Below are 20,803 nucleotides of genomic sequence, written 5' to 3' on the forward strand. Positions count from 1 at the left end.
CTCTTCGTGCTCAGGCCGCGGCACGAGCAGCATCGCGGCCGATCGTGTAATAGACCCAGCCTGCCGATTTCATAGCGTGCGGGTCATACAGATTGCGTCCATCGAAAATCAATGTGTCTTTGAGCGCCACCTTCATCTGTTCGAAGTCGGGGCTGCGGAATTCCTTCCATTCCGTGAGGATGACGAGAGCGTCCGCGCCGAGAAGCGCCTGATCGCGGTCTTGCGAGAATTCGATGCGCGCGAAACTGTTAGCGTCGAGGTCATCCCTCAGGCAACGCCTAGCCTCCTCGAGGGCAACAGGGTCGTAGACGCACAACGTGGCGCCGTGGCGCAGCAGATCCGCGATCAGACGGCGGCTTGTCGCCTCCCGCATATCGTCCGTGTTTGGTTTGAACGACAACCCCCACACGGCGAGGCGTGCGCCGCGCAGTGCGTCGCCGAAATGCCTGCGGATTTTGTTGAACAGCACGGTCTTCTGGCGCTCATTGACGAATTCGGCAGAGGCGAGGATGTTCAACTCCATGTCGTATTCTCCAGCGGTTCGCATTAGCGCCTGTACGTCCTTTGGAAAACACGAGCCACCGTACCCGCAGCCCGCATACAGGAAGCTGTAGCCGATGCGCGGATCGGAGCCAATGCCGCGGCGAACATTCTCGATGTCGGCCCCGACGCAGTCGGCCAGGTTGGCCATCTCGTTCATGAACGAGATGCGCGTGGCCAGCATGGCGTTCGCGGCATACTTGGTGAATTCGGCCGAACGCACATCCATGAACAGCGTGCGCTGGTGGTTGCGATTGAACGGTGCGTAGAGCTGCTCGAGCAAACTTCGGGCGCGAAGTCCCGACACGTCATCGTCGCATCCGATCACGATGCGATCAGGCCGCATAAAATCCTCGATCGCTGCCCCTTCCTTGAGGAACTCGGGGTTCGATACGACCGCAAACGGCAAGTCCACCTTGCGCAACGCCAGCTCTTCTGCAATTGCCGCTTGCACCTTGCCGGCGGTACCGACGGGCACCGTCGATTTGTCGACGATGATCTTGAACCCGTTCATGTATTTGCCGATGTTCTTCGCGGCAGCGATCACATATTGCAGATCGGCAGATCCGTCCTCGTCCGGCGGTGTACCCACGGCGATGAACTGTATATCGCCGTGCGTGGCTGCTTGCGCCACATCGGTCGAGAACGCAAGGCGCCCTGCTTCGCGATTGCGGTCGATCACGTTCGCCAACCCCGGCTCGTAAATCGGGATCCGACCATTGTTAAGCATTGCAATTTTTGCTTCATCGACGTCAAGGCAGAGCACGTCATTGCCCAGTTCTGCCAGACACGCGCCCGTAACGAGGCCGACGTATCCGGTTCCGATAATGGTGACTTTCATTGATCCGGGTAGCAGGAGTGAGAATAGGCGGCATGGCATCGACAAGTACGGCTGTATGCGCCACGATGGTTAATACTCGATCGGCACCCATTCTTCACGAACCATTCGCTGGGTTGATTTATCTGGCGGATTTCGCCAACATAATTTCCGTATATCGCAAAGTCTGCCCTCCGAACCACTATAGCCTCTGCGTCGAGGGAGGCTGCACTTATAACGAGCGGGGGACCTTACACGCCTCATCGCCTACGATGAGTCAGCTTTTACTCGCATTAGCCAAAATTGGGGCTTCTTCCGCCAGCGCGTTCCTCGCACGATTCGCCACACCTATGCTTAACCCGGGTCATCCGCAAGATGATCTGACAGGCTCGCGCGAGCGTGGCCTGCCGCCTCGGAATTAAGCCTGCCTCTTCCAGAGCGCAGGCTCTTTTTTGTCTAGCCATCACATACAGCCGAACAACTCATGCTTAAAGTTACCAAGGCAGTATTTCCGGTTGCGGGTCTTGGTACCCGGTTCCTCCCGGCCACGAAGGCCAGCCCGAAGGAGATGCTGCCGATCGTCGACAAGCCGTTGATTCAATACGCGGTTGAAGAGGCAATGGCGGCGGGAATCACGGAAATGATTTTTGTCACGGGCCGCAGCAAGCGCGCCATCGAGGATCATTTCGACAAGTCCTATGAAGTCGAGGTCGAACTCGAAGCGCGCGGCAAGGACAAGCTGCTGGAGCTGGTGCGCAGCATCAAGCCGAGCCATGTGGACTGCTTCTACGTACGTCAGCCGGAAGCGCTCGGTCTCGGCCACGCGGTGCTGTGCGCTGAGAAGCTGGTGGGCGACAAGCCATTCGCTGTGATTCTCGCGGACGACTTGCTGTACGGCACGCCGCCCGTCATGACGCAGATGATCGAGGTATTCGATCACTATCACAGCTCGGTAATCGGGGTCGAAGAGATTCCGCCGCAGGACACCAAGTCGTACGGCATTGTGGACGGCAAGAAGTGGGAAGACGCGATCATCAAGATGTCCGCCATCATCGAAAAGCCTGAGCCGGATGTCGCCCCGTCGAATCTCGGCGTGGTGGGCCGCTATGTGTTGAAGCCCCGGATTTTCGAACATCTTCGAGCACTGAAGCCAGGTGCCGGCGGCGAATTGCAACTCACCGACGCGATTCAGTCGCTGCTCGCAGACGAGCAGGTGCTGGCGTACAAGTACCACGGCACGCGATTCGACTGCGGCAGCAAGCTGGGATACCTGAAGGCGACGGTCGAGTTCGCGCTACGTCACCCCGAGGTGGCTGCCAACTTTGGAGAGTACCTACTTACACGCTCGCCAGTACTCGGGGGCTGACTGTCTGGTCGTCGTAGATATGGACAACAGACGATTGAGGGGCGTCGAACGCATCACGGTCTGATTCGCTTAACCAAATCAGCCAAGATTGTGGTTCATTCAGCCACCCTTTCATTACTCCAGTACGGCTTCGGTAATATCAAACCGCATTCAATTTCCGGCGATTTAACGTAGCGGGTGTGCAAGGAGTTATGGGCGAGTTTATTCCGGAGTATCTGATTCGAGAACAGGCAGCCGTGGGTGCGCTCGTGTTGTTCGCCATTCTGCGCGTTGTCGCTGCTGCCGTTGCCTTCGAGAAGGGCTGGCGCATATCCGTCACGCAAGCTTGTTGCATAGCGACAGCGGGACTGTACTGCCTGCCCCAGCTTTTCGATCTGCTCGTGCATTTGTATGGAATGCGAGCCGCAGCTGCCGCCGCGGAACTCGAGGGCAAGGCGGCGGGGTCTGCGATTGCACTCTTCTTGGCACCTATTCTCAGTCATAAGCTCGGCTACGAATAGTTGCGCTTAGCGTCTCAAGCCGTTGTTGTTCCGCTCGTAGATCTCGCGAATAAATCGCGAAGACCATTGTCGCCAAATCCCGATCATTGCCACGCCAACGCTCAAATACTTCTTAACCCATTTGAGTGATTTCCTATCGGACAGCGATTCTTCAATGGGCCACCAGTCAAGCTCCGTTGGGAATTTGAACCTGGTCCGGCGGCCCGACTTCCTACTTCCGTAAGCGAAAGCTATTTCGCTGTAGTTCCTGTGCCACCAGTGCCGCCCGTTCCGCCGGTTGCTCCACCGCCGGTTCCCCCGGAGGAGCTGGGCGCCGCCGCCCCGGCCGCAGTGGCAGCGGCTGTTAACGACGCGACTGGTTGACCATTCGAGGTAATCGCGCCAGCAGCCAGCAGAGTGTCCAGATCCGCATCCGCGCCGGGCTGCCCCGGGGTAAACGAAACTGTCAGGAACGACGACGAAGAAAGCGTGATCCCATACGTCTTCTTGATGAGCGCCGCCACCGCCGCCTCGGCATTCGCAATCACCGTGCTATTCGACAGTGCGTTCTGGTACGACACGTTAGAAGTGATGCCAGCGAGCAATCCGCTAACGGTCGTGCCCAATTGCGCCGCGATATAGTCCAGCAACAATTCCGTCAGCGGCGTCACGTTGTAAGTGCCCGCGCCGGCAGCGAACGAATGGAGCGCGGTGGCGCCGCTCGACGCAGTGATCGAACACGGTCCGTCGAACTTAAAGGTTGCTGAATACGCGCCGTTTGCATTAGCCGTCGCACTCCCCGCACCGTTCTTGCAAGTCAGTACAATGCTTGCGTTTGCCATTGCCGCGCCCACAGCGGCCGTCCCGCTCACCGTCGCGCCCGGCGAATCGCCGCTGCCACCGCATGCGACCAGCGCACTTGTCGCCAGCACTATCGATCCGAACTGCAGCGTGCGCAGCGTGGCGCCGTTTAGAAGCTTCATCGCCTATCTCCCAAGAAAGTCATTAACAATTGACCGGCACCAGCGCCTGTCCGTCGCTTACGCCCTGCAAATCTTTTCCGCAGACGCCATGTGAAAGTGCGGCACCCGTTGATATAGCAGGCACACTCGCCTGCGGCTTCGGCTTCGTTTCGTTGCTATCGGGTCGCCCGTAACGCAGGTACGCATCACGCATCCGGTAAAGCTGGGTCGAGAAGTACTCGCCGCTAAAGCGCCCCTGATTCAGCAGGAACTGCTGCGTGCTATACGGAAAGGTCATGTTCTCTGCCGCACTGGTCGTCAGGTAATTCGTCGAACCAACCTTGGTGCGGAAGTCGAGCCCGAACTGTTCCGATCCGTATACCTGACTGATCCCGGGCTTCATGCCCTGGCGCAACGTCAGCGGGAAGCTGATTGCGGCGCCCACGAACGTGCCCTGCCCGCTATGCTCGCCATGCACGCTCACCGAAACGTCGTCGAACCAGCGCGTCAGCGTTGCGACCGGTCCCTTGTCTCCACCGACAAAGCGCGCTACGCCCGCTTCAATCCACAGCTTCCAGGACGGCTGCACCCAGCGGTAAGTCAACTCGGCATTCTTCTCACTCGGCAATTGGTCATGGCCCGGTTCATGGTGCAAATAGGCAAGTCGCAGGCGAATCAGGTCGGGGCGCCCCGGCACGAACACCGTTGTTTCGTTTTGCACGCCGACATACGAGTAATCGAACTTGCCGACCGATGCCACGTTGAACACCTGCGGCACGATCCAGAAGCTTTGCGCCAACGCGACCGAATTCAGGCCGCCACGCAGGCGGTAGTTGCTGAATACGCGGCCGTCATCCATGTTCTTCGTGTTGTAGAGCGGTGCGATATAGCTCGCATACAACTCCGCACCCCGCCACAGCGGTACGAACCCTTCAATGTTGGCGCCAACGGAGACGTCGAAGTTGCCGTACTCAGTGCCGTACAGGTAACTGAGGACCGGCTCGATCTGGATGCGCGTGAGCCCATGCGTGTGCTCGTTGCCATGCCACGCGATCGAATCCGCGTCGTAAGTCGGACGCGTGCGCATCGTCATCGATGCGCCAGCAGCCGTCGGCGCACCACCCTCAACAAACTGCGCAAATGCGTCTCGATCGACAATGACCTCGCCCAACGGCTCGTTGGCCTTCTTGATGACCACGTGAATCTTGTCCGTGCCGCGCGGCGCATTCACGCTCGCCACGCCGAGCACGATGCCGAGCGCATCCGCTTCGTTCTGGTTGTAACGATGGTTCTCGTACTCGACCACCAGATCGCGACCGCTCATCCCGACGCGCACACGCTCAAGGCCGGCGGCAAAAAGTTGCGCAGCGATTTCATCGAGCGAGGAGGTATCCAGCGCTTCCGGAATGGCGGGAGACTGCGCATCTGTCAATTTGTCAGCCGTCACGTCACTCAGCATCACGGACGCATATGACTGCAGCGGTGGCACAAACGTAATCGGCGCCGCGGTCAGCGCGTTGTTGGTACTGGTGGTCGCGTGCGTGTCCACCGGTTGCAGGCTGGCGAGACGGATTGGACCGTCATTGTCGGCATCGGCGGCGTGGGCGACCGGCACCTGTGGACCCTCGCACAAGCCGCTTGCACAACGCGCACTGCTGAAGCGTTTGCCCAGCGGAATCTGAATCCCCACCGAGAACGAGGTGCGCGGTGAAGCGCCGTTCGTCGACCCGATCGACCGCATGAACGTACCAATCACGTTCGCATCGGCTAGCCAGCTTATCCGCGGGGACTGATAGCGCACGCCGGCATAAGGTGTTTTCGAATCGTCTTCTGCGAGCAGCGACAGCCCCGTGTTCCATAGCGAGAGTTGCGCACCGCCGAATAAACCATCAAGGCGATCGCCTTGTCCATAACCAGCAGTCAACGTCACCGGTCCAAATGCTTGCGACACAACGCCGTATTTCGAGCGGAAGAAATGCGTCTGCCCGCCAATGTCAGTCACACCAAAGGCGATGTCCGGCTGATACTTGAAGAACTTCGGCACTTCGAGCTTGATATCCGCCATCAGGTGACGAACGACGAAATGCTCTTCATGTGCAAGCGGGACCGATACGTTCGCCGGATAATTTGCCAGTCCACCTGCCAGCTCAACATACGGAAACAAGCCAACAGCGCCCCAGTAGACCTGGGATCCAGTCGCTGTCTTCGCATACCGAGGATCGATGAAATCGTTGTATTGCACCTCACCGACACCTTCAGGCAATGCAAATCCATACGGAATAACCAGACCGCCAGCCTGGCCTAGTGCGTTCAACGCCGGATCGACGGCATGCGCCGAAGTCGAAAACGTCAGGATAGCGGCCAACGCCAAGGTCCTACGGCTTCCTATCGGTTCCAGTCCAAACGAGTTTCCGCTCATGTCTATAGTTTTAGGTATAAAAAGGCACGGCGTTGAATGGAGCCCTTGTCAATCACCATCACAACTCACGGCTGCAATGCGACATTCAAGTAAGTCGACCTATAGAGAGGCCTTAAATATAAAATTGAGTAGATATCCTATATATATGAACAGAAATAACCGCACACCAAGTCATGCTAAAGAGCGCTCTCAACAACAGCCGAGTATATAAATACCTTCTCGTTGCGGTGCATCATACATAGTCCACCGCATCGAAAATGGCGGCTGACGGAAAAAGCTAACATGTTGGCGGATTACTACACTTAACTGTTCGTGGGAAATCAACGCGAAATCTTGTGCCTCTCCGCCGAACAGTTCAGCGAGTTCAGCATCAATGGTTTCCCTGGTCGACGTGACGAAGCGTTGCCAGTGGTATTTGAAGCGCTTCCGGATAATCTCGATCAGATATCGAAGAACGCCTCGTGCTAAATAAATCAGCGCTCTATCGTGTCCCGATCCATGTAGCGATGAATGCCCGCGTTGACGGAATGAAACTGGCGACACCGGTCTTCGCGCGAGTGTCGAAGGCACGCAAAAAAAAGCCTGCTCGCACGGGGAGCGGCAGGCCGAAACTCCGAAGGGTGCGAGGACCAGCTCGGTCCCCCCTCGAAGTGCCAACGCAAAGAGTAGGCCAATTTAAGGCTTTGCCGGCAAGAATGACTGAAGATGCCAAAACGTTGGCTGTACGGGACCAAATAAGAGGAAAACTCTGACGGTATGCTATTCAAATACATAGGTTTGGGGTGTGGGCGCTGAACCGCGCAACGCACGGAGCGCCGCCCAGTGAGTTTCGGCGGAATCTGTCAATGTTTCGGCGGACCAGGTTAGATCCGACCGGAGACTATCGGTCTTGGGTTCTTAGCCTCGTGTGGCGTCACCTGGATGCAGCCGCCTGCACGATAAGGATGGCTACCCTTCTTTTGCGCTCATGCTAGGCAAAGCCGCGTCCATAACCAATTGCTGCTTGCCTCCACCTGCACAGCCCATCCATCATGACTCGGCTGCTAGATTTCGACCTGCTTGCGCGCACGGAACTGTTGACCTATCTCGTTGTTTCACAATTGGTCATGCGTCAGAGGACCGGGCGATGGCTCAAGGTCGAGCACCTCGTCGAGTGCACACATCTCTGGCTGCGTTTAAACGGTCACCAGGCTGACTGGCTGCAGCGCACGACGCTGGCCTGCCGTGCGCAATCTCTGGCGGAGAAAATAGCACGGTCCTCCCAAAGAAAGTACGACGCGAGAACCGTGGTACCCATGTTTTTCGGCAGCTTGCGCCTCGACTTACGGTCTTCGGCAGTGGTCGAGATCTTCGTCATCTGCGCGGCGAATCTCCCTGGTCAGCTAGACTTCCCCAACAGGCCGGGCGCTACGTGACATGGGTGTTGCAGACTAGGACTGCGGAGTGCGCGCGATGTGTGTCGATAATACGGTCGAGTGAAAACTTAAAGAATCCGAATAATGTCGATTGACGACCGCCCGACCGGCACGACACATCGTAGTCTCTTTCCCGCAGTTGACATTTCTTGACAATTTTCTCGTGTACTTTCGCGTAGACTCGCGCGTCGAAGTGCATGCACCCATACAGGTGTTGCCTACCAATTCGTCGACCTGCTCGCCACCGATCACTCACGTCGCGGCACTCCGCAAGCGCAACTGTTCACATGAGAATCGCCATCCTTGAGTCCGATGCCGTGGCACTTGACCGCGCGCTCGAAACCCTGTCATCCGCTGGGCATCTCTGCTTTGGCGCACTCTGCGACCAAACATTACGCACGCTGGTCAACCAGGTGGTCGTCGATCTGGTGTTACTCGATTGGGTGGCGCCGGATCCACTCCGCTACGATACGCTGCGCGGCCTGTGCAGTCATGGATCCGTGATTCCCGTTGTCTTGTGCGTAACGTCGCGAACGTCGCAGCAAGTGGTTGCCGCAGGACTGAAGGGCGGCGCGAACATCTGCCTCCAGAAGCCACTCGGCAGCGCGCAGTCGCTTGCGCACATTCATGCTTTTTGTGCGTCATGGCAATCTTTCCAGATGAACGGTAGCATGCTAGCGGACGGTTCTGTAGCTCTAGCACCATTTCATTAGGCCAGCCGAGTTTCCGTATTCGATAAAGCATCCGCCGCAAAGATGGCGGATTAATGCAACGTACCTCAGTACGCAATATAGGGCCCGGCTCCGCCAGGCGTCGATTGCTGCTCGACGGCGGCATAGACGTTACGCCCATAGAAGAACGGCATGCCCCAGACGAAGATCGCCGAGGAGACGCAAGCCGGACCGGCTAGCAGCGGCACCACTGAATTGCCGCCGCGGTTCTGCTCGGGTTCCGCGCCATTGCCGACGTCAATCGAGACGGCACTGTTCGTACCGTTCACACCCTCAATCATGGCGCTCAACTGCTGAGTTGATGCGGGGCAGTAATACAGGTTGTTTCTGCTCGCGCAGACAGGGAGCACTCTAGTTTGAAAGAATAGTCCATTCGACCCACTGTCCACGATACTCCTCGAGTAGTTCGTTCCATTTAGTGCCGTCGTGAACGTGCCGCTGGACGGACTGAGCCCGATCACCTGCGCGTTGCCCAAGCCATTATTGCTCTGCGTACCGATGCCGAACAACGGTTGCCCCGTGAGCGAAGTCTGCCCGCTCGGCGAGACGGCTGGCAACATCAATATCGAACCGTTGTTATTTGGTCGCGAAGTCAGGGACGGGGACCTGTCTCGAACCGGCAAGCCGGGATGCGCCGTCTAGCCCTTTCGGGCCACGCGGAAACTCGACCTGTGACCGTCAGTAATGGACGAAGCGGCCTCTAAGGCATGAAAGTCGGCGTCCCCAAGTGCTTAGTGACCGACTTGATGATTCGCGAGCGGAAATGACTATTGCCCCCTGGAGAGCGGTCGTTGAGGTCGTGCTCGCTCGAAAGAAGGCGGAGGGTCGGGAGTGTGAATTCGCGACGCAGAAAGCTGTAGCCCGGCTGCTCGACGCCGTCACCGTCGGCAGTCCGTCCCATTGCGGACATAGGACGCATCCCGGCTCAATGTCATCAATGGCCGATCAAGAGCCAGTGATCGGCGAGGAACTCAACGACGAGTCGTCGGCCATTGCAGACGTTAGGACGATCTCGGGTCTACGTCACCAATGCGGCGGATTGCTGACCGCTGCGCCGCTTGAAGTTGAGCGGCGGCGTCCCGCACTAGCGAACTCACACTCACGACCCGTTGGCGCCAGCCGCACAGTCGGCCAATCAGGGGCCGCTAACAGAGACGTTCGGTCATCCACACCAAAGTATCGGCGGCAGCAGTTCGGCCGAAGTGGACCAAGTTCGCCGACCGCAGGACGTTAGTCCCGTTCCTCCTCATCCCTTGCCGAGTGGCGGCCGACTGGGGAATCCCGCCATATTGCTCAACTGGGCAAGCTCATTCGCCGCCTCGCGCAGCAGTACGGAGTACTCGTGAATCTTCTCGGCGGTCAGCCGCACCCGCGGACCGGCCAAACTGATAACGCCGACGCAGCGCGAGCCGCTTACCACGGGTACGGCTACCGCTGACATGCGCGGAGCAAACACCTCGTCGATCATCGCGTAACCGCGCACGCGCGCAGCGTGCAGGTAACCCAACAGTGCTTTGAGCGTCGTCGGCGCATTGGGTCCGAACTCATTAGGCTGTCCGAAGCCCTGCTTCAAAACGAGTGCCATCGCCTGTTCGTCGGTCATCGTCATAAGCCATGCGTGTCCCGTCGACGTGCATGAAAGTCGTGCTGCCTGCCCCATGTCGGGATCGTAGCGAAAGCCGATGCGCTGTCCGTCTGCCTTACCCACCCAAATAATTGCCTCGCCGTCCACCAGCGACAGCCGCGCCAGTTCGCCGGTCTGCGCGGCGACGCGTTCGATGATTGGCTGTGCGATATCTGCGATGCCCGTCAGGCTGAGGAATTCGAGCCCGTTCGACGTCATGCGCATTGTCAGAATGTAGCGGCTGTGGTCGACCAGTTGCCTGACATACCCGCCTTCAACGAGTTCGGTGAGCACGCGGTGGCACGTGCTGCGTGGCAGAGACAAGGCGTCGGCAATGGCCACGAGGCCTGCGCCTTCGCCTTGCGACGCCAGCAAATCGAGAATTCTTAGGCCGTTCTTGAGCGACATTTCTCGCCATTTACCACGATGTGAAATACAGTTCCGGTGCGGAACGCCCCGCCTTTGCAGCGCAAACAATAGCACTTGTTCGTCGCCAGAAACGAACGTTTCATGTACCGAGAATTCAGGAGACAACATGTCATTTTTTGCGGACTCAGACCTCGCCGCGGAAGAACAGTCCGCGCAGGCCCACTTGATGGCGCGTCGCGCGGTGGCCGGCGCAACCGTCGGTACAGCGCTCGAATGGTTCGACTTCGCGTTGTATGGCGTGGTCGCGGCCACGATCTTTCCGAAGCTGTTTTTCCCGTCCCTCGACCCGACCGCCTCGCTGCTCGCGTCGCTAGCGAGTTTCTGGGCCGGGCTCGCCGCACGCCCACTGGGCGCAGTGATCTGTGGGATGCTCGGCGACCGTTGGGGACGCCGCAAACTGATGCTGGTCACTGTCTCGGTGATGGGCGCGTCGTCGTTCCTGATGGGATTGCTGCCGACTTACCACCAGGTCGGCATTCTCGCGCCTACGTTGCTGGTCTCGCTGCGGATCATCCAGGGCTTCGCGCTTGGCGGGGAATCGACGGGCGCGCAACTGATGGCGGTGGAGCATGCGTCTGCTAACCGACGCGGTTGGTATTCGGGCCTGCTTGGCATCTGCTCGCCACTCAGCCAGATTCTCGCCAACTTCTCGCTGTTTACGCTGGCCGCCCTGCTTTCATCGGACGACTTCGATTCCTGGGGATGGCGAGTCCCGTTCCTCGCAAGCTTTGTCCTGGTGTTGCTGGGCATCTATATCCGCAGGAAGGTTAGCGAGACACCCGCCTTCGAGGCGCTCAAGAAGGCCAGCGCTCCCACACGCGCCGTCAATCCGCTCGGCATCGTGTTCAAGTACCACTGGCGCACCGCGCTTCGCCTGACGCTGTTCTTTTGCGGGCCGGCTGCGCTGTTTTATCTAATCGTGGTTTTCTCTCTCAGCTATCTGACAAAGCACCTCGGTGTGCCCAAGCAGACAGGTTTCATGCTGTTGATGATTGCAAATGTCTGCGCCATCGTGGGCGCGCTGGCAGGCGGCTATCTCAGCGATCGGATTGGACGCAAACGCGCACTGATGATCGGCTCGTTCTGCACACTAATCTGCTGCCTGATCTATTTTCCGATTCTCAACCAGAACTCGATCGCCATGACAATGGCCGTGATGGGCGCCTTCCTCGGCTTCACACAGTTCCAGAGTGGCATCCAGCCGGTATGGTTCGCCGAGTCCTTTCCGACCGAGGCACGATACACGGGGTCCGCACTGTCGTACTCGGGCGCCAACCTGCTCACCGGCGGTCCGATGCCGATTGTCGCTGTGGCGCTGCTGAATGTCTTTCACGGTTCCCCCTGGGCCATCGTCGCTGTGTGCGCCTCGCTGAATCTGCTTTCCTTTCTCATGATTGCTGTATCCCGGGAAACCAGAGGCACCGCCCTCGAACGCTCCTCTACACATTGAAACCATGACTCGCAAACTCTACATCCTCAATGGCTCCAACCTGAACATGCTAGGCGTAAGGGAGCCTCACATTTACGGCAGCACCACCCTGAAGGACATCGAACAGAATTGCCTGATACTCGCCGATGCGCTCAAGTTCGACTGCGCATTCCGTCAGACCAACAGCGAAAGCGAGCTGATCGACTGGATCCAGGAAGCGTTCCTGCAGGACGCCGCGCTGATCATCAATCCGGCCGGCTTTTCGTTTGGTCGGATTCCGGTGCTCGACGCAGTCAAGCTCGTCCGTCGGCCGGTAGTGGAATTGCATATCACCAACATACACGCGCGCTCGGAAGAATATCGTCACTCGACGATCTCGGTAGCGGCTACGGCGGTGATCTGCGGGGCAGGAGCAAACGGATATCTGCTAGCGATCCGCGCGATTGACGATCTGTGGGGTAACCAGACTTGAGCCGGTTCCTCAATTTATGAAGTACGCGGGCTCCGTGATGGAGCCCGCTTCGGCCGACATCCGGGCGACTCATATCATTGCAATTGACGGTTCGGCGCTCGAAAAAAGTATGTTTTTCACAACGGGCAGCCTCTCGACACTGCACCGCCCGCCCAATTTCTTCATGCGCCGTTCGGCGTCGGAAATGGGAGCACTTCCGATGCTTCGGCGACGCTTACTGCGCCATGGTGTGCTGTTCCGTCGCCGCCATACTTCCAAAACACCCACTGTTGAAATCCTCTACCGCCTCGCGAATTTCTTCGAACGTGTTCATGACAAACGGGCCATGCGCCGCAACGGGTTCGTCGATGGGCTCGCCACTCAACACCAGGACGACTGCATCGCTGATGGCGTCAAGCTGAACGTCGTTGCCCTCTTGCGCAAGCAAAACAAGTTGCGCATCACTGATGACTCGCTCGTCGCCGTTGACACGGACCTGACCGCGCAGCACAACGAGCGCGAGCGTCCGGCCCCCCGGCAGCGTCAGCGTTGCACCGCGTCCTGCGTTGAGCCGCACATCCCAGACGTCCATCGGCGTGAAGGTGTGCGCTGGCCCCGCCTTGCCTGCGAAGTTGCCTGCGATCACCCGCACATGTCCTGCGCCTGCCGGCAAGTCGACCGACGGAATCTGGCTGGCCACGATGCTCTGATAACCGGGGGCCGCCATCTTGTGCCGCGCTGGAAGATTCACCCAGAGTTGGACCATCTCGAGCGTCCCGCCTGTTTTCGCAAACGCTCGCGAGTGGAACTCCTCATGCAGAATGCCGGCGCCCGCCGTCATCCACTGCACGTCGCCGGGGCCGATCTGGCCACCGCTACCCGTTGAGTCGAGGTGCTCCAGTTCACCCTCGTACACGATGGTCACGGTTTCGAAGCCACGATGCGGATGCTGCCCAACGCCCAGTCGGCGGCCTGTCGGCGAGAAGCTTTTCGGTCCAGCGTAGTCGAGCATCAGAAACGGGCTCAAGTGGCGGCCCATGGTGTGATGCGAGAACAGCGTGCGCACGGGAAAACCGTCGCCGACCCAATGCGCGTTAGCGTTACTGTATGCGCCGAGAATCTTTTTCATCATCGTATGTTCCTGTTCAACGGCCCGCGGCCGTGGTTGTGTGAATACAGGGTAGTCGCGCGACGATGACGGCGGTAGAGATGGGAGCGGTCCTCTGTGTCTCATTGATAGAACAATGGGTCGCGTTCACGGTTGTGTTGATGCGTGACGAACTGACAGCCGGCACACTCGTCCACACCGCGCCGGTCAGAATTTCGTCTGCAAAGCGATGCCTCGACATTCGTCGGACATCGCGTATGCGCGCGGACGGGTGCCGCAACCGGCCGCGCGCATGAAACATCAGTTTTTGTCGTACGAGAACTGGATGCCGGCCGTGCCGCCGGTTTCGATGAACAGGCTGATGAATGCCGGGACGGTGTCGCTGCGCGCCCAGTCGCGTTGCAACTCGCAGAACAGCTGGGCAACACTGATCATCTTGCCGCCTGCCTGTTCGATACGGCGCAACGCGGCTTCGTGCGCCGCGACGGACGTGCCGCCGACCGCATCGACGACCACATAGACCTCGTAGCCGGCCTTCAGCGCGTCGAGCGCCGGGAACGTCAGGCAGGCTTCCGTCCAGAGCGCCGTCATGATCAGCTTCTTGCGGCCGGTTGCCTCGACGGCCTTGCGGAATTCGACGTCTTCCCACGAGTTGATGCTGGTGCGGTCGTACGTCGGATAGTCGCCAAGCGCGGCGCGCAGTTGCGGGATAGGCGGCTTGTTCAGTCCCGTCTTCACGTTGACCGTCGAATGGATGATCGGCAGCTTGTAGGCGACTGCGGCCTTGGCGGCGCCCACAATGTTGTTGACCAGCAGTTGGCGGTCCATCGACGCGATGGAATTCACCTGGACCGGCTGGTAATCGATGACGATGAATGCCGAGTTCTGCGGGGTGAGCAGATGATCGTTCGCGGGGTCGCGAATGGGTTCGCTTGCCATGGTTGTCTCCAGAAACAGTGCAGGAAGGGGAAGTGGGATCCTGAGGATCGAGGCGTGGCGCATCGGATCTGCATGCACCATCAATCCTATGTCGGCGACACACCGGCTTAAAGGCCCGAATAATGCCGACTGTGTTCTATGGGAGGAACAATGACGATCGCTGGCATCGTGCCTTAAGATGTCTTGATTGTTCTGCCAGAGGAACAGTAATGGACGACCTGAACGACCTCTTCTACTTCGTGAAAGTGGTCGAAAACCACGGTTTCACGCAGGCAGGCCGGGCGCTCAACATGCCCAAGTCCAAGCTGAGCCGCCGCGTCGCCGAACTCGAAGCCAAATACGGCGTTCGCCTGCTCAATCGCTCCACGCGGCATTTCTCGGTAACGGAGACAGGACAAGAGTTCTACGAGCGCTGCGTCGCGGTGCTCGTGGAAGCCGATGCGGCCCGCGAGGTCATGGAGCGCAGGGTTTCGGAACCCCAGGGCGTCGTGCGCATGAGTTGCCCTACGACGCTGCTCGAATACCGCATCGGAGGTCTCATGGCTGACTTCATGATGCAATATCCGAAGGTGCGGATCCTTCTCGATGCAACCAATCGCCGGGTCGATGTCCTCAGCGAAGGGCTCGATCTTGCGCTGCGCGTGCGCTTTCCCCCGCTCGAAGACAGCGGGCTCGTCATGCGTGTGCTCTCCGGAAGTCCGCAGCGCCTCGTTGCCGCTCCGGCGCTGCTGAAACAGCACACCAAGATCGCGCATCCGGCGGATCTCGCCGGCATGCCCAGCCTCGATTGGGGACCGCAGCGCGATCACGCCTGGGCTTTGGTGGGCCCAGACGGAGCCGAGGCGCGCTTGCCTCACGCGCCGCGCTACATCACCGACGACATGACCGTACTTCGCCAGGCCGCCCTGAAAGGCGTGGGTGTCGTGCAGCTGCCCTACATGGTCGTCGAAAACGAGCTCAAAAAAGGCACTCTGGTTGATGTGGTGCCGGGCTGGGCGCCCAAGGGCGGACTGGCTCATGCCGTCTTTCCCTCACGCAGAGGCCTGCTGCCGGCCGTGCGGCTCCTGATCGACTACCTCGCCACGCACATTCAGAAGGACGAGTGAGCGTTCTATGCGCGATATCTGGCTTGAGCCGCGTGCTTCCATTGCGCCTTCTTCGATTGTTCCTTTGACAGGACACTCGGTACGGCCGCGCATCGGGCGCGTACTGATGGCGTACGGTCGCGACGCCGCCGATGTCGCGATCAGCAACGCTTTCGGGCCCGCCGTACTAACCCACTTCGAGGTGCACTGCGACCAGGAGTGACCGCGCCACAGGCCGCCAAGGCTGAGCCGATGTGCAGGTCTTTGGATTAAGCGCTTTCCCTATCCATCGTTACCGTAACAAAGTGTCCCGATGATCCCTCAACCACGCATACCATGCCTCCATGCCTGCACCGGTCTCCGCGGAAATCTGCAGAATGTCGATCGCGGGATTGACGCGCCGCGCGTAGTCGATGCAGCGCGCCACATCGAAACGCAAATACGGCAGCAAATCGATCTTGTTCAACAGCATCAGCGAACTGGCCCGAAACATATGTGGATACTTGATCGGCTTGTCTTCTCCCTCCGTTACCGACAGTATCAGCACCTTTGCCAGCTCACCCAGATCGAATAACGCCGGACATACCAGATTGCCGACATTCTCGATCATTACGACCGAACGCAGCGGTGGCTCGAGTTGCTTCAGACCACGGAAGATCATCTCCGCGTCAAGGTGACACCCGGTACCGGTATTGATCTGGACGACGCGGCAACCGGTCGCTCGAATCCTCTCGGCATCGTTCAGTGTCGCCTGATCCCCCTCGATCACCGTCAGCGGCATCGTGCCTCCCGTCTCGCGAATAGTGCGTTCGAGCAGCGTCGTCTTGCCCGCGCCCGGCGAACTCATCAGATTCACCGCGAGGATCGAACGTCCGGCCAGCCAGCCGCGATTACGCTCGGCCAACAACTGGTTCTTAGCCAGAATCTCCTGTTCCAGCGTGATCGACGTGCCATGCTCATGCGCGTGAACATGTACCTGATCGTGCTCATGTTCATTTTCATGTTCGTGTTCGTGTTCGTGACTGTGCGGACGAGCTTGATCGTGCGGATGCGGATGCGGATGCGGGTGCGGATGCGTATGTCCATGCCCATCGACGCGCCGATAGAGATGCTCGTGCGCGGCAACCGCAGCACTTTGCGGCTGTTGTGGCGAACCGCTCTCCTCCCGCGGCTGTGCTTGCGCCGCTTCCTGCGCATCCAGATCGGTCACCGCCGCGCTCTGCTTATTCGAACAGCCGCATGTCGTGCACATCACACCACCTCCATCTGCCTGATCTTCAACTGCTGGCCGGAAATCAGTTCGAGATTCTCACTCCCGCAGTCACACTGCCCGTACGGCACCGCGATGGCGAGCGTCGCTCCGCACGCGAGGCAGCGCGCCTGCCCGGGCATCTCGACGATTTCCAGCGTCGCGCCTTCCGCCGCTGTGTCCTTCGCGCAGACGTCGAAGCAGAAACGGATCGCGTCCGGCATCACCGCCGACAATTGCCCGATCTCCAGCGTCACACGCGTCACGCGCGCGCCGTTGGCCTGCTCCACGCAAATCTCGACGACGCTGTTTGCAATACTCAACTCATGCATGGCGCGTTCCTCGACAGCGCGTTAGCAGATGCGCGGCAACTGCTCGCCCACCAGCATATCGACGATGCGCTGTCCGCCGAACGTCGTCTGCATGACGACGAGACCACCCTCGCCCGCCTCGACCTCGCCGATCGCCGCCGCCTCACGCCCTGCCGGATGCGCTCGCATGGCCGCAAGCACCCGTTCGGCCGCGTCGGCTGGAACGACCGCTACGAGTTTTCCTTCGTTGGCCAGATACAGCGGATCGAGACCGAGGATTTCGCAAGCGCCCTGCACCGGTTCGCGCACCGGAACATCGGTTTCGCGAATCCGTATCGTCACGTTCGAACTCTGCGCAAACTCGTTGAGCACGGTCGCCGCTCCACCGCGTGTCGCGTCGCGCAAGCAGTGAATCTGCGGACATATATCGAGCATTACCGCAATCAGCCCGTTGAGCGGACAGCAATCGCTTTGCACATCGGCTTCCAGCGCCAGTTGCTGACGCGCCACCAGAATCGCCGCGCCGTGGTCGCCGAGATAGCCATTGACGATCACGACGTCGCCAGGACGCGCGTTGCGCGCCGAAATCGACACATCCCCGCGTACCACGCCAATGCCCGCGGTGTTGATAAAGAGCTTGTCCGCACAACCGCGTTCGACCACCTTGGTATCGCCCGTCACGATAGCGACGCCCGCTTCAAGCGCGACACGCTGCATGCTGGCCGCGACGCGCCGCAAGATGTCGACGGCGAGCCCCTCCTCGATCACTACCGCGCACGACAGATACAGGGGCGTCGCGCCGCACACCGCCAGATCGTTAACCGTGCCGGACACGGCCAATGTGCCGATGTCGCCGCCGGGAAAGAACAGCGGATCGACCACGTAGCTATCGGTCGTAAAGGCGAGCCGGTCGCCGTGCGTGGCGAGACCGGCGAGTGCGAACACGGCCTGGTCTTCGAGCGCCGACAAGGTGGGATTGTCGAAGGTCGAGACGAACACATCCTCGATCAGGTCGCGCATCGCGCGGCCGCCGCTTCCATGCGCCAAATTGACCGATACGTCGCGAACACTGGCGACGCGGCGCGGTGGCCCGGGATCAATTGGAGCGGACGCACGGTCGTTCATGACGGAACTCGCGTGGCGGGCGTGACGGGCCTGGAAACGGTATCGGAGGTGGCGCTGCCCGTGAATGCCGGTGAAAGCAGAGTCTCGCCGGCAACGCCGCTTGCTCCCAGACCACCAGACGCGCCCGCATCGCCCGTATCACCTGAATGCACCGCTTGCCGTGCGCCGCGCCGCTGTTCGAGCCGCGACGTATCGATGCGCCCGTAGTTGTAGTACGCCGCGCACGCGCCTTCGCTCGACACCATCAGCGACCCTAGTGGCGACTCCGGTGTGCAGGCGGTGCCGAATACCTTGCATTGATGCGGCTTGATCACGCCCTTCAGCACCTCGCCGCATTGGCATGCCTTCGGGTCGGCGATTTTCAGGTTCGGCACGGCGAACTTGCGCTCCGCGTCGAATCCTGCAAACGCCTCACGCACCCTGACGCCGGAATGATCGATTGAGCCGAGTCCGCGCCATTCGAAGAACTCGCGCGGTTCGAACACCCGCGCAAGCGCCGACAAGGCCTGCGCATTGCCGTCCTCCGGCACGACCCGGCCGTACTGGTTCTCGACCTCGCAGCGGCCATCGGCGATCTGCCGCAGCACCATCCACATCGATTGCAGCACGTCGAGCGGTTCGAAGCCCGCCACCGTAATCGGCTTGCCGTAGTGCCGCGCAATGAATTCATAGGGCCGCGTGCCGATCACCATGCTGACGTGTCCCGGGCCGAGGAAGCCGTCGAGATGCAGATCCGGCGAATCGAGAATCGCCTTGATGGTCGGGATGATCGTGATGTGATTGCAGAACAGCGAAAAATTCTTGACCTTTTGCGCATGCGCTTGCAAGACCGTCATCGCGGTGCTCGGCATGGTCGTTTCGAAGCCGAGGCCGAAGAAGATCACTTCCCGGTCGGGATTGAGCCGCGCGATCTTCAGCGCGTCGAGCGGGGAGTAAACCATCCGTACGTCGGCGCCATCAGCTTTCGCTTTCAGCAAACTCTTCTTCGAGCCGGGCACGCGCATCGCATCGCCAAAGGTCGTGAAAATCACTTCCGGACGCTCGGCCAGCGCGACGCAATCGTCGACGCGGCCCATAGGCAGCACGCACACCGGGCAACCTGGGCCGTGAACGAACTCCACCGCATCGGGCAGCAACTGCTGGATGCCGTAGCGGAAAATGGTATGGGTATGACCTCCGCACACTTCCATGATCTGCAGCGGCCGCTGCTTCGCACGCTCGATGCGCGGCAGCAGCGCGCGGATTTCCTTCTCCAGCGCGCGCGCCTTGAGCGGATCGCGAAACTCGTCGACGTATTTCATCGCACGCCTCCCTCCGCCACGCCGGCCATGCCGCCGCGATCGTCGGCGAGCAGCGTATGCACCAGGTCCCACAGAATGTGATAAATCGCGACGTGGGTCTCCTGCACGCGATGAATGCTGTCGCTTGGCACCACGAGGCAATGATCGACGGCGGCACTCGTGGCCATCCGTCCGCCGTCGTGCCCCGACAGGCCGATGGTCAGGAGCCCCATCTCTTTCGCTTTCGCAAATGCGGCGAGCAGGTTCTCCGAATTGCCGCTGGTCGACACGCCGATCAGCGCGTCGCCGCGCCGGGCCTGCGCAACCAGTTGCCGCACGAAAATATGGCTAAAGCCAACGTCGTTACCAACCGCCGTCATCATGGCCGTGTCCGCCACCAGATTGATCGCGGTCAGCGCCGGACGGCCCGTGGTAATCGGATGCAGGAATTCGACGGCAATATGGGCGGCATCGCAGCTCGAACCACCGTTACCCATCGCGAAGAGCCGGCCGTCACGCCGGTACATCTCGGCAATCGCATGGGCGACCTGAACCACTGCCGGGCCGTTTTCATCGAAAAAGCGCCGTTTGGTATCGACGCTGTCCCACGCTTTCTGACGCACCGACTCGAGCAGCGCCGCGTCGAGCTTGTCCGCATCCTGACGGGTGCCGTGCAGGAAGGGATAAAGCGTCTGCAAAGTTTCATGTTCGGGCATGCTGGGTCTCCGTTGCTTCCGGTCGCGCTCAGGCCGCGCCGCGCAGCTCGTCGAATTCGGCCTGCGCGACGCCCAGTTCGTGCAGCAAAGCAAGCGTGCGCGCCGCTTCCTGCTCGTCGAGCCGGCTCATCGCGAAGCCGACGTGCACCAACACCCAGTCGCCGACGCAGGCGCTTGCCGGTCGCGCTTCGTCGATGACAAAGGCGATATTGATCACGCGCCGCACGCCGCCCACATTGACGAGCGCAAGGTCGTTCGCCGCATCGGTCACTTCAACAATCTGCCCCGGGATGCCCAAACACATGTCGCTCTCCGCTAACCTGCTTCT

General features: G+C 59.8%; 19 protein-coding genes and 2 pseudogenes. 8 read left to right on the forward strand and 13 right to left on the reverse strand.

Translation table 11 applies throughout. From position 1 onward, the window contains the following. Positions 1-10: 10 nt before the first annotated feature. Positions 11-1,381 carry a UDP-glucose dehydrogenase family protein gene (locus A6V37_RS11420; protein ID WP_064267700.1) on the reverse strand — a complete coding sequence of 457 codons (1,371 nt, stop codon included), beginning with the start codon at positions 1,379-1,381 and terminating at the stop codon, positions 11-13. Between the two features lie 460 nt (positions 1,382-1,841). Here A6V37_RS11420 and galU point away from each other — a divergent pair, with 460 nt between their 5' ends. Next, positions 1,842-2,723: a UTP--glucose-1-phosphate uridylyltransferase GalU gene (gene galU, locus A6V37_RS11425; protein WP_064267702.1), complete on the forward strand. Its 882-nt coding sequence runs from the start codon at positions 1,842-1,844 to the stop codon at positions 2,721-2,723. A gap of 191 nt (positions 2,724-2,914) precedes the next feature. Beyond that, complete coding sequence (locus tag A6V37_RS11430; RefSeq protein WP_064267704.1) at positions 2,915-3,223, forward strand: hypothetical protein; 309 nt, start codon at positions 2,915-2,917, stop codon at positions 3,221-3,223. 230 nt (positions 3,224-3,453) lie between these two features. Here the strand turns inward: A6V37_RS11430 and A6V37_RS11435 are convergent, their stop codons facing one another. Both A6V37_RS11435 and A6V37_RS11440 read right to left on the reverse strand, forming a co-directional pair. Further along, a complete protein-coding gene (locus tag A6V37_RS11435) occupies positions 3,454-4,185 on the reverse strand; it encodes a hypothetical protein (RefSeq protein WP_064285998.1) in 732 nt (243 codons plus the stop codon). Between the two features lie 22 nt (positions 4,186-4,207). Then, positions 4,208-6,583: a YjbH domain-containing protein gene (locus A6V37_RS11440; RefSeq protein ID WP_064267708.1), complete on the reverse strand. Its 2,376-nt coding sequence runs from the start codon at positions 6,581-6,583 to the stop codon at positions 4,208-4,210. Between the two features lie 1,031 nt (positions 6,584-7,614). Here A6V37_RS11440 and A6V37_RS11445 point away from each other — a divergent pair. Then, entirely contained in the window at positions 7,615-7,998 is a 384-nt protein-coding gene (locus A6V37_RS11445) for a hypothetical protein (protein WP_064267710.1), read from the forward strand. A gap of 287 nt (positions 7,999-8,285) precedes the next feature. Next, positions 8,286-8,711: a response regulator transcription factor gene (locus A6V37_RS11450; protein WP_064267712.1), complete on the forward strand. Its 426-nt coding sequence runs from the start codon at positions 8,286-8,288 to the stop codon at positions 8,709-8,711. A 65-nt stretch (positions 8,712-8,776) separates the two neighbouring features. Here the strand turns inward: A6V37_RS11450 and A6V37_RS39030 are convergent. Then, a pseudogene (locus tag A6V37_RS39030) lies at positions 8,777-9,353 on the reverse strand (DUF3443 family protein); the annotation flags it as partial. Between the two features lie 622 nt (positions 9,354-9,975). Further along, complete coding sequence (locus A6V37_RS11465) at positions 9,976-10,761, reverse strand: IclR family transcriptional regulator (RefSeq protein ID WP_064267718.1); 786 nt, start codon at positions 10,759-10,761, stop codon at positions 9,976-9,978. Between the two features lie 127 nt (positions 10,762-10,888). On the opposite strand from A6V37_RS11465, the gene A6V37_RS11470 reads away from it, so the two are divergent. Both A6V37_RS11470 and A6V37_RS11475 read left to right on the forward strand, forming a co-directional pair. Continuing rightward, positions 10,889-12,232: an MFS transporter gene (locus A6V37_RS11470; protein WP_423213114.1), complete on the forward strand. Its 1,344-nt coding sequence runs from the start codon at positions 10,889-10,891 to the stop codon at positions 12,230-12,232. 4 nt (positions 12,233-12,236) lie between these two features. Continuing rightward, positions 12,237-12,683 carry a type II 3-dehydroquinate dehydratase gene (locus A6V37_RS11475; RefSeq protein WP_064267720.1) on the forward strand — a complete coding sequence of 149 codons (447 nt, stop codon included), beginning with the start codon at positions 12,237-12,239 and terminating at the stop codon, positions 12,681-12,683. Positions 12,684-12,897: 214 nt separating this feature from the next. Here the strand turns inward: A6V37_RS11475 and A6V37_RS11480 are convergent, their stop codons facing one another. Further along, positions 12,898-13,791: a pirin family protein gene (locus tag A6V37_RS11480; RefSeq protein WP_064267779.1), complete on the reverse strand. Its 894-nt coding sequence runs from the start codon at positions 13,789-13,791 to the stop codon at positions 12,898-12,900. Between the two features lie 279 nt (positions 13,792-14,070). Next, positions 14,071-14,709: a hydrolase gene (locus tag A6V37_RS11485; RefSeq protein ID WP_064267722.1), complete on the reverse strand. Its 639-nt coding sequence runs from the start codon at positions 14,707-14,709 to the stop codon at positions 14,071-14,073. A gap of 209 nt (positions 14,710-14,918) precedes the next feature. Here A6V37_RS11485 and A6V37_RS11490 point away from each other — a divergent pair, with 209 nt between their 5' ends. Further along, complete coding sequence (locus tag A6V37_RS11490; RefSeq protein WP_064267724.1) at positions 14,919-15,815, forward strand: LysR substrate-binding domain-containing protein; 897 nt, start codon at positions 14,919-14,921, stop codon at positions 15,813-15,815. Positions 15,816-15,900: 85 nt separating this feature from the next. Beyond that, positions 15,901-16,017, forward strand: a pseudogene (locus A6V37_RS42220) (transglutaminase family protein); the annotation flags it as partial. A 69-nt stretch (positions 16,018-16,086) separates the two neighbouring features. Here A6V37_RS42220 and hypB read toward each other — a convergent pair. From hypB to A6V37_RS11520, 6 genes are read right to left on the reverse strand one after another with little or no spacing between them, the layout of a single operon-like run. Next, the gene (gene hypB, locus A6V37_RS11495; RefSeq protein WP_064267725.1) at positions 16,087-17,046 is read right to left on the reverse strand and encodes a hydrogenase nickel incorporation protein HypB; all 960 of its coding nucleotides are present in this window, start codon (positions 17,044-17,046) and stop codon (positions 16,087-16,089) included. Continuing rightward, a complete protein-coding gene (hypA, locus tag A6V37_RS11500; RefSeq protein ID WP_064267727.1) occupies positions 17,046-17,375 on the reverse strand; it encodes a hydrogenase maturation nickel metallochaperone HypA in 330 nt (109 codons plus the stop codon). Before hypA ends, hypB begins: the two co-directional genes overlap by 1 nt. 21 nt (positions 17,376-17,396) lie before the next feature. Further along, on the reverse strand, positions 17,397-18,479 hold the full coding sequence (gene hypE, locus A6V37_RS11505) for a hydrogenase expression/formation protein HypE (RefSeq protein ID WP_064267729.1): 1,083 nt from the start codon (positions 18,477-18,479) through the stop codon (positions 17,397-17,399). After that, positions 18,476-19,780 carry a hydrogenase formation protein HypD gene (gene hypD / locus A6V37_RS11510; RefSeq protein WP_082902691.1) on the reverse strand — a complete coding sequence of 435 codons (1,305 nt, stop codon included), beginning with the start codon at positions 19,778-19,780 and terminating at the stop codon, positions 18,476-18,478. The genes hypE and hypD overlap by 4 nt, the downstream gene beginning before the upstream one ends. Then, complete coding sequence (locus tag A6V37_RS11515) at positions 19,777-20,475, reverse strand: D-sedoheptulose-7-phosphate isomerase (protein WP_064267731.1); 699 nt, start codon at positions 20,473-20,475, stop codon at positions 19,777-19,779. Before A6V37_RS11515 ends, hypD begins: the two co-directional genes overlap by 4 nt. Before the next feature lie 28 nt (positions 20,476-20,503). Further along, the gene (locus A6V37_RS11520) at positions 20,504-20,779 is read right to left on the reverse strand and encodes a HypC/HybG/HupF family hydrogenase formation chaperone (protein ID WP_064267733.1); all 276 of its coding nucleotides are present in this window, start codon (positions 20,777-20,779) and stop codon (positions 20,504-20,506) included. Positions 20,780-20,803: the final 24 nt, after the last annotated feature.

This window comes from Paraburkholderia ginsengiterrae (assembly GCF_001645125.1).
Lineage (GTDB): Bacteria > Pseudomonadota > Gammaproteobacteria > Burkholderiales > Burkholderiaceae > Paraburkholderia > Paraburkholderia ginsengiterrae.

What these genes read in the sequence shown, in the direction of transcription:
- A6V37_RS11420 (WP_064267700.1), bottom strand. Translation starts at nt 1,381, where the DNA reads ATGAAAGTCACCATTATCGGAACCGGATACGTCGGCCTCGTTACGGGC.
- galU (WP_064267702.1), top strand. Translation starts at nt 1,842, where the DNA reads ATGCTTAAAGTTACCAAGGCAGTATTTCCGGTTGCGGGTCTTGGTACC.
- A6V37_RS11430 (WP_064267704.1), top strand. Translation starts at nt 2,915, where the DNA reads ATGGGCGAGTTTATTCCGGAGTATCTGATTCGAGAACAGGCAGCCGTG.
- A6V37_RS11435 (WP_064285998.1), bottom strand. Translation starts at nt 4,185, where the DNA reads ATGAAGCTTCTAAACGGCGCCACGCTGCGCACGCTGCAGTTCGGATCG.
- A6V37_RS11440 (WP_064267708.1), bottom strand. Translation starts at nt 6,583, where the DNA reads ATGAGCGGAAACTCGTTTGGACTGGAACCGATAGGAAGCCGTAGGACC.
- A6V37_RS11445 (WP_064267710.1), top strand. Translation starts at nt 7,615, where the DNA reads ATGACTCGGCTGCTAGATTTCGACCTGCTTGCGCGCACGGAACTGTTG.
- A6V37_RS11450 (WP_064267712.1), top strand. Translation starts at nt 8,286, where the DNA reads ATGAGAATCGCCATCCTTGAGTCCGATGCCGTGGCACTTGACCGCGCG.
- A6V37_RS11465 (WP_064267718.1), bottom strand. Translation starts at nt 10,761, where the DNA reads ATGTCGCTCAAGAACGGCCTAAGAATTCTCGATTTGCTGGCGTCGCAA.
- A6V37_RS11470 (WP_423213114.1), top strand. Translation starts at nt 10,889, where the DNA reads ATGTCATTTTTTGCGGACTCAGACCTCGCCGCGGAAGAACAGTCCGCG.
- A6V37_RS11475 (WP_064267720.1), top strand. Translation starts at nt 12,237, where the DNA reads ATGACTCGCAAACTCTACATCCTCAATGGCTCCAACCTGAACATGCTA.
- A6V37_RS11480 (WP_064267779.1), bottom strand. Translation starts at nt 13,791, where the DNA reads ATGAAAAAGATTCTCGGCGCATACAGTAACGCTAACGCGCATTGGGTC.
- A6V37_RS11485 (WP_064267722.1), bottom strand. Translation starts at nt 14,709, where the DNA reads ATGGCAAGCGAACCCATTCGCGACCCCGCGAACGATCATCTGCTCACC.
- A6V37_RS11490 (WP_064267724.1), top strand. Translation starts at nt 14,919, where the DNA reads ATGGACGACCTGAACGACCTCTTCTACTTCGTGAAAGTGGTCGAAAAC.
- hypB (WP_064267725.1), bottom strand. Translation starts at nt 17,046, where the DNA reads ATGTGCACGACATGCGGCTGTTCGAATAAGCAGAGCGCGGCGGTGACC.
- hypA (WP_064267727.1), bottom strand. Translation starts at nt 17,375, where the DNA reads ATGCATGAGTTGAGTATTGCAAACAGCGTCGTCGAGATTTGCGTGGAG.
- hypE (WP_064267729.1), bottom strand. Translation starts at nt 18,479, where the DNA reads ATGAACGACCGTGCGTCCGCTCCAATTGATCCCGGGCCACCGCGCCGC.
- hypD (WP_082902691.1), bottom strand. Translation starts at nt 19,780, where the DNA reads ATGAAATACGTCGACGAGTTTCGCGATCCGCTCAAGGCGCGCGCGCTG.
- A6V37_RS11515 (WP_064267731.1), bottom strand. Translation starts at nt 20,475, where the DNA reads ATGCCCGAACATGAAACTTTGCAGACGCTTTATCCCTTCCTGCACGGC.
- A6V37_RS11520 (WP_064267733.1), bottom strand. Translation starts at nt 20,779, where the DNA reads ATGTGTTTGGGCATCCCGGGGCAGATTGTTGAAGTGACCGATGCGGCG.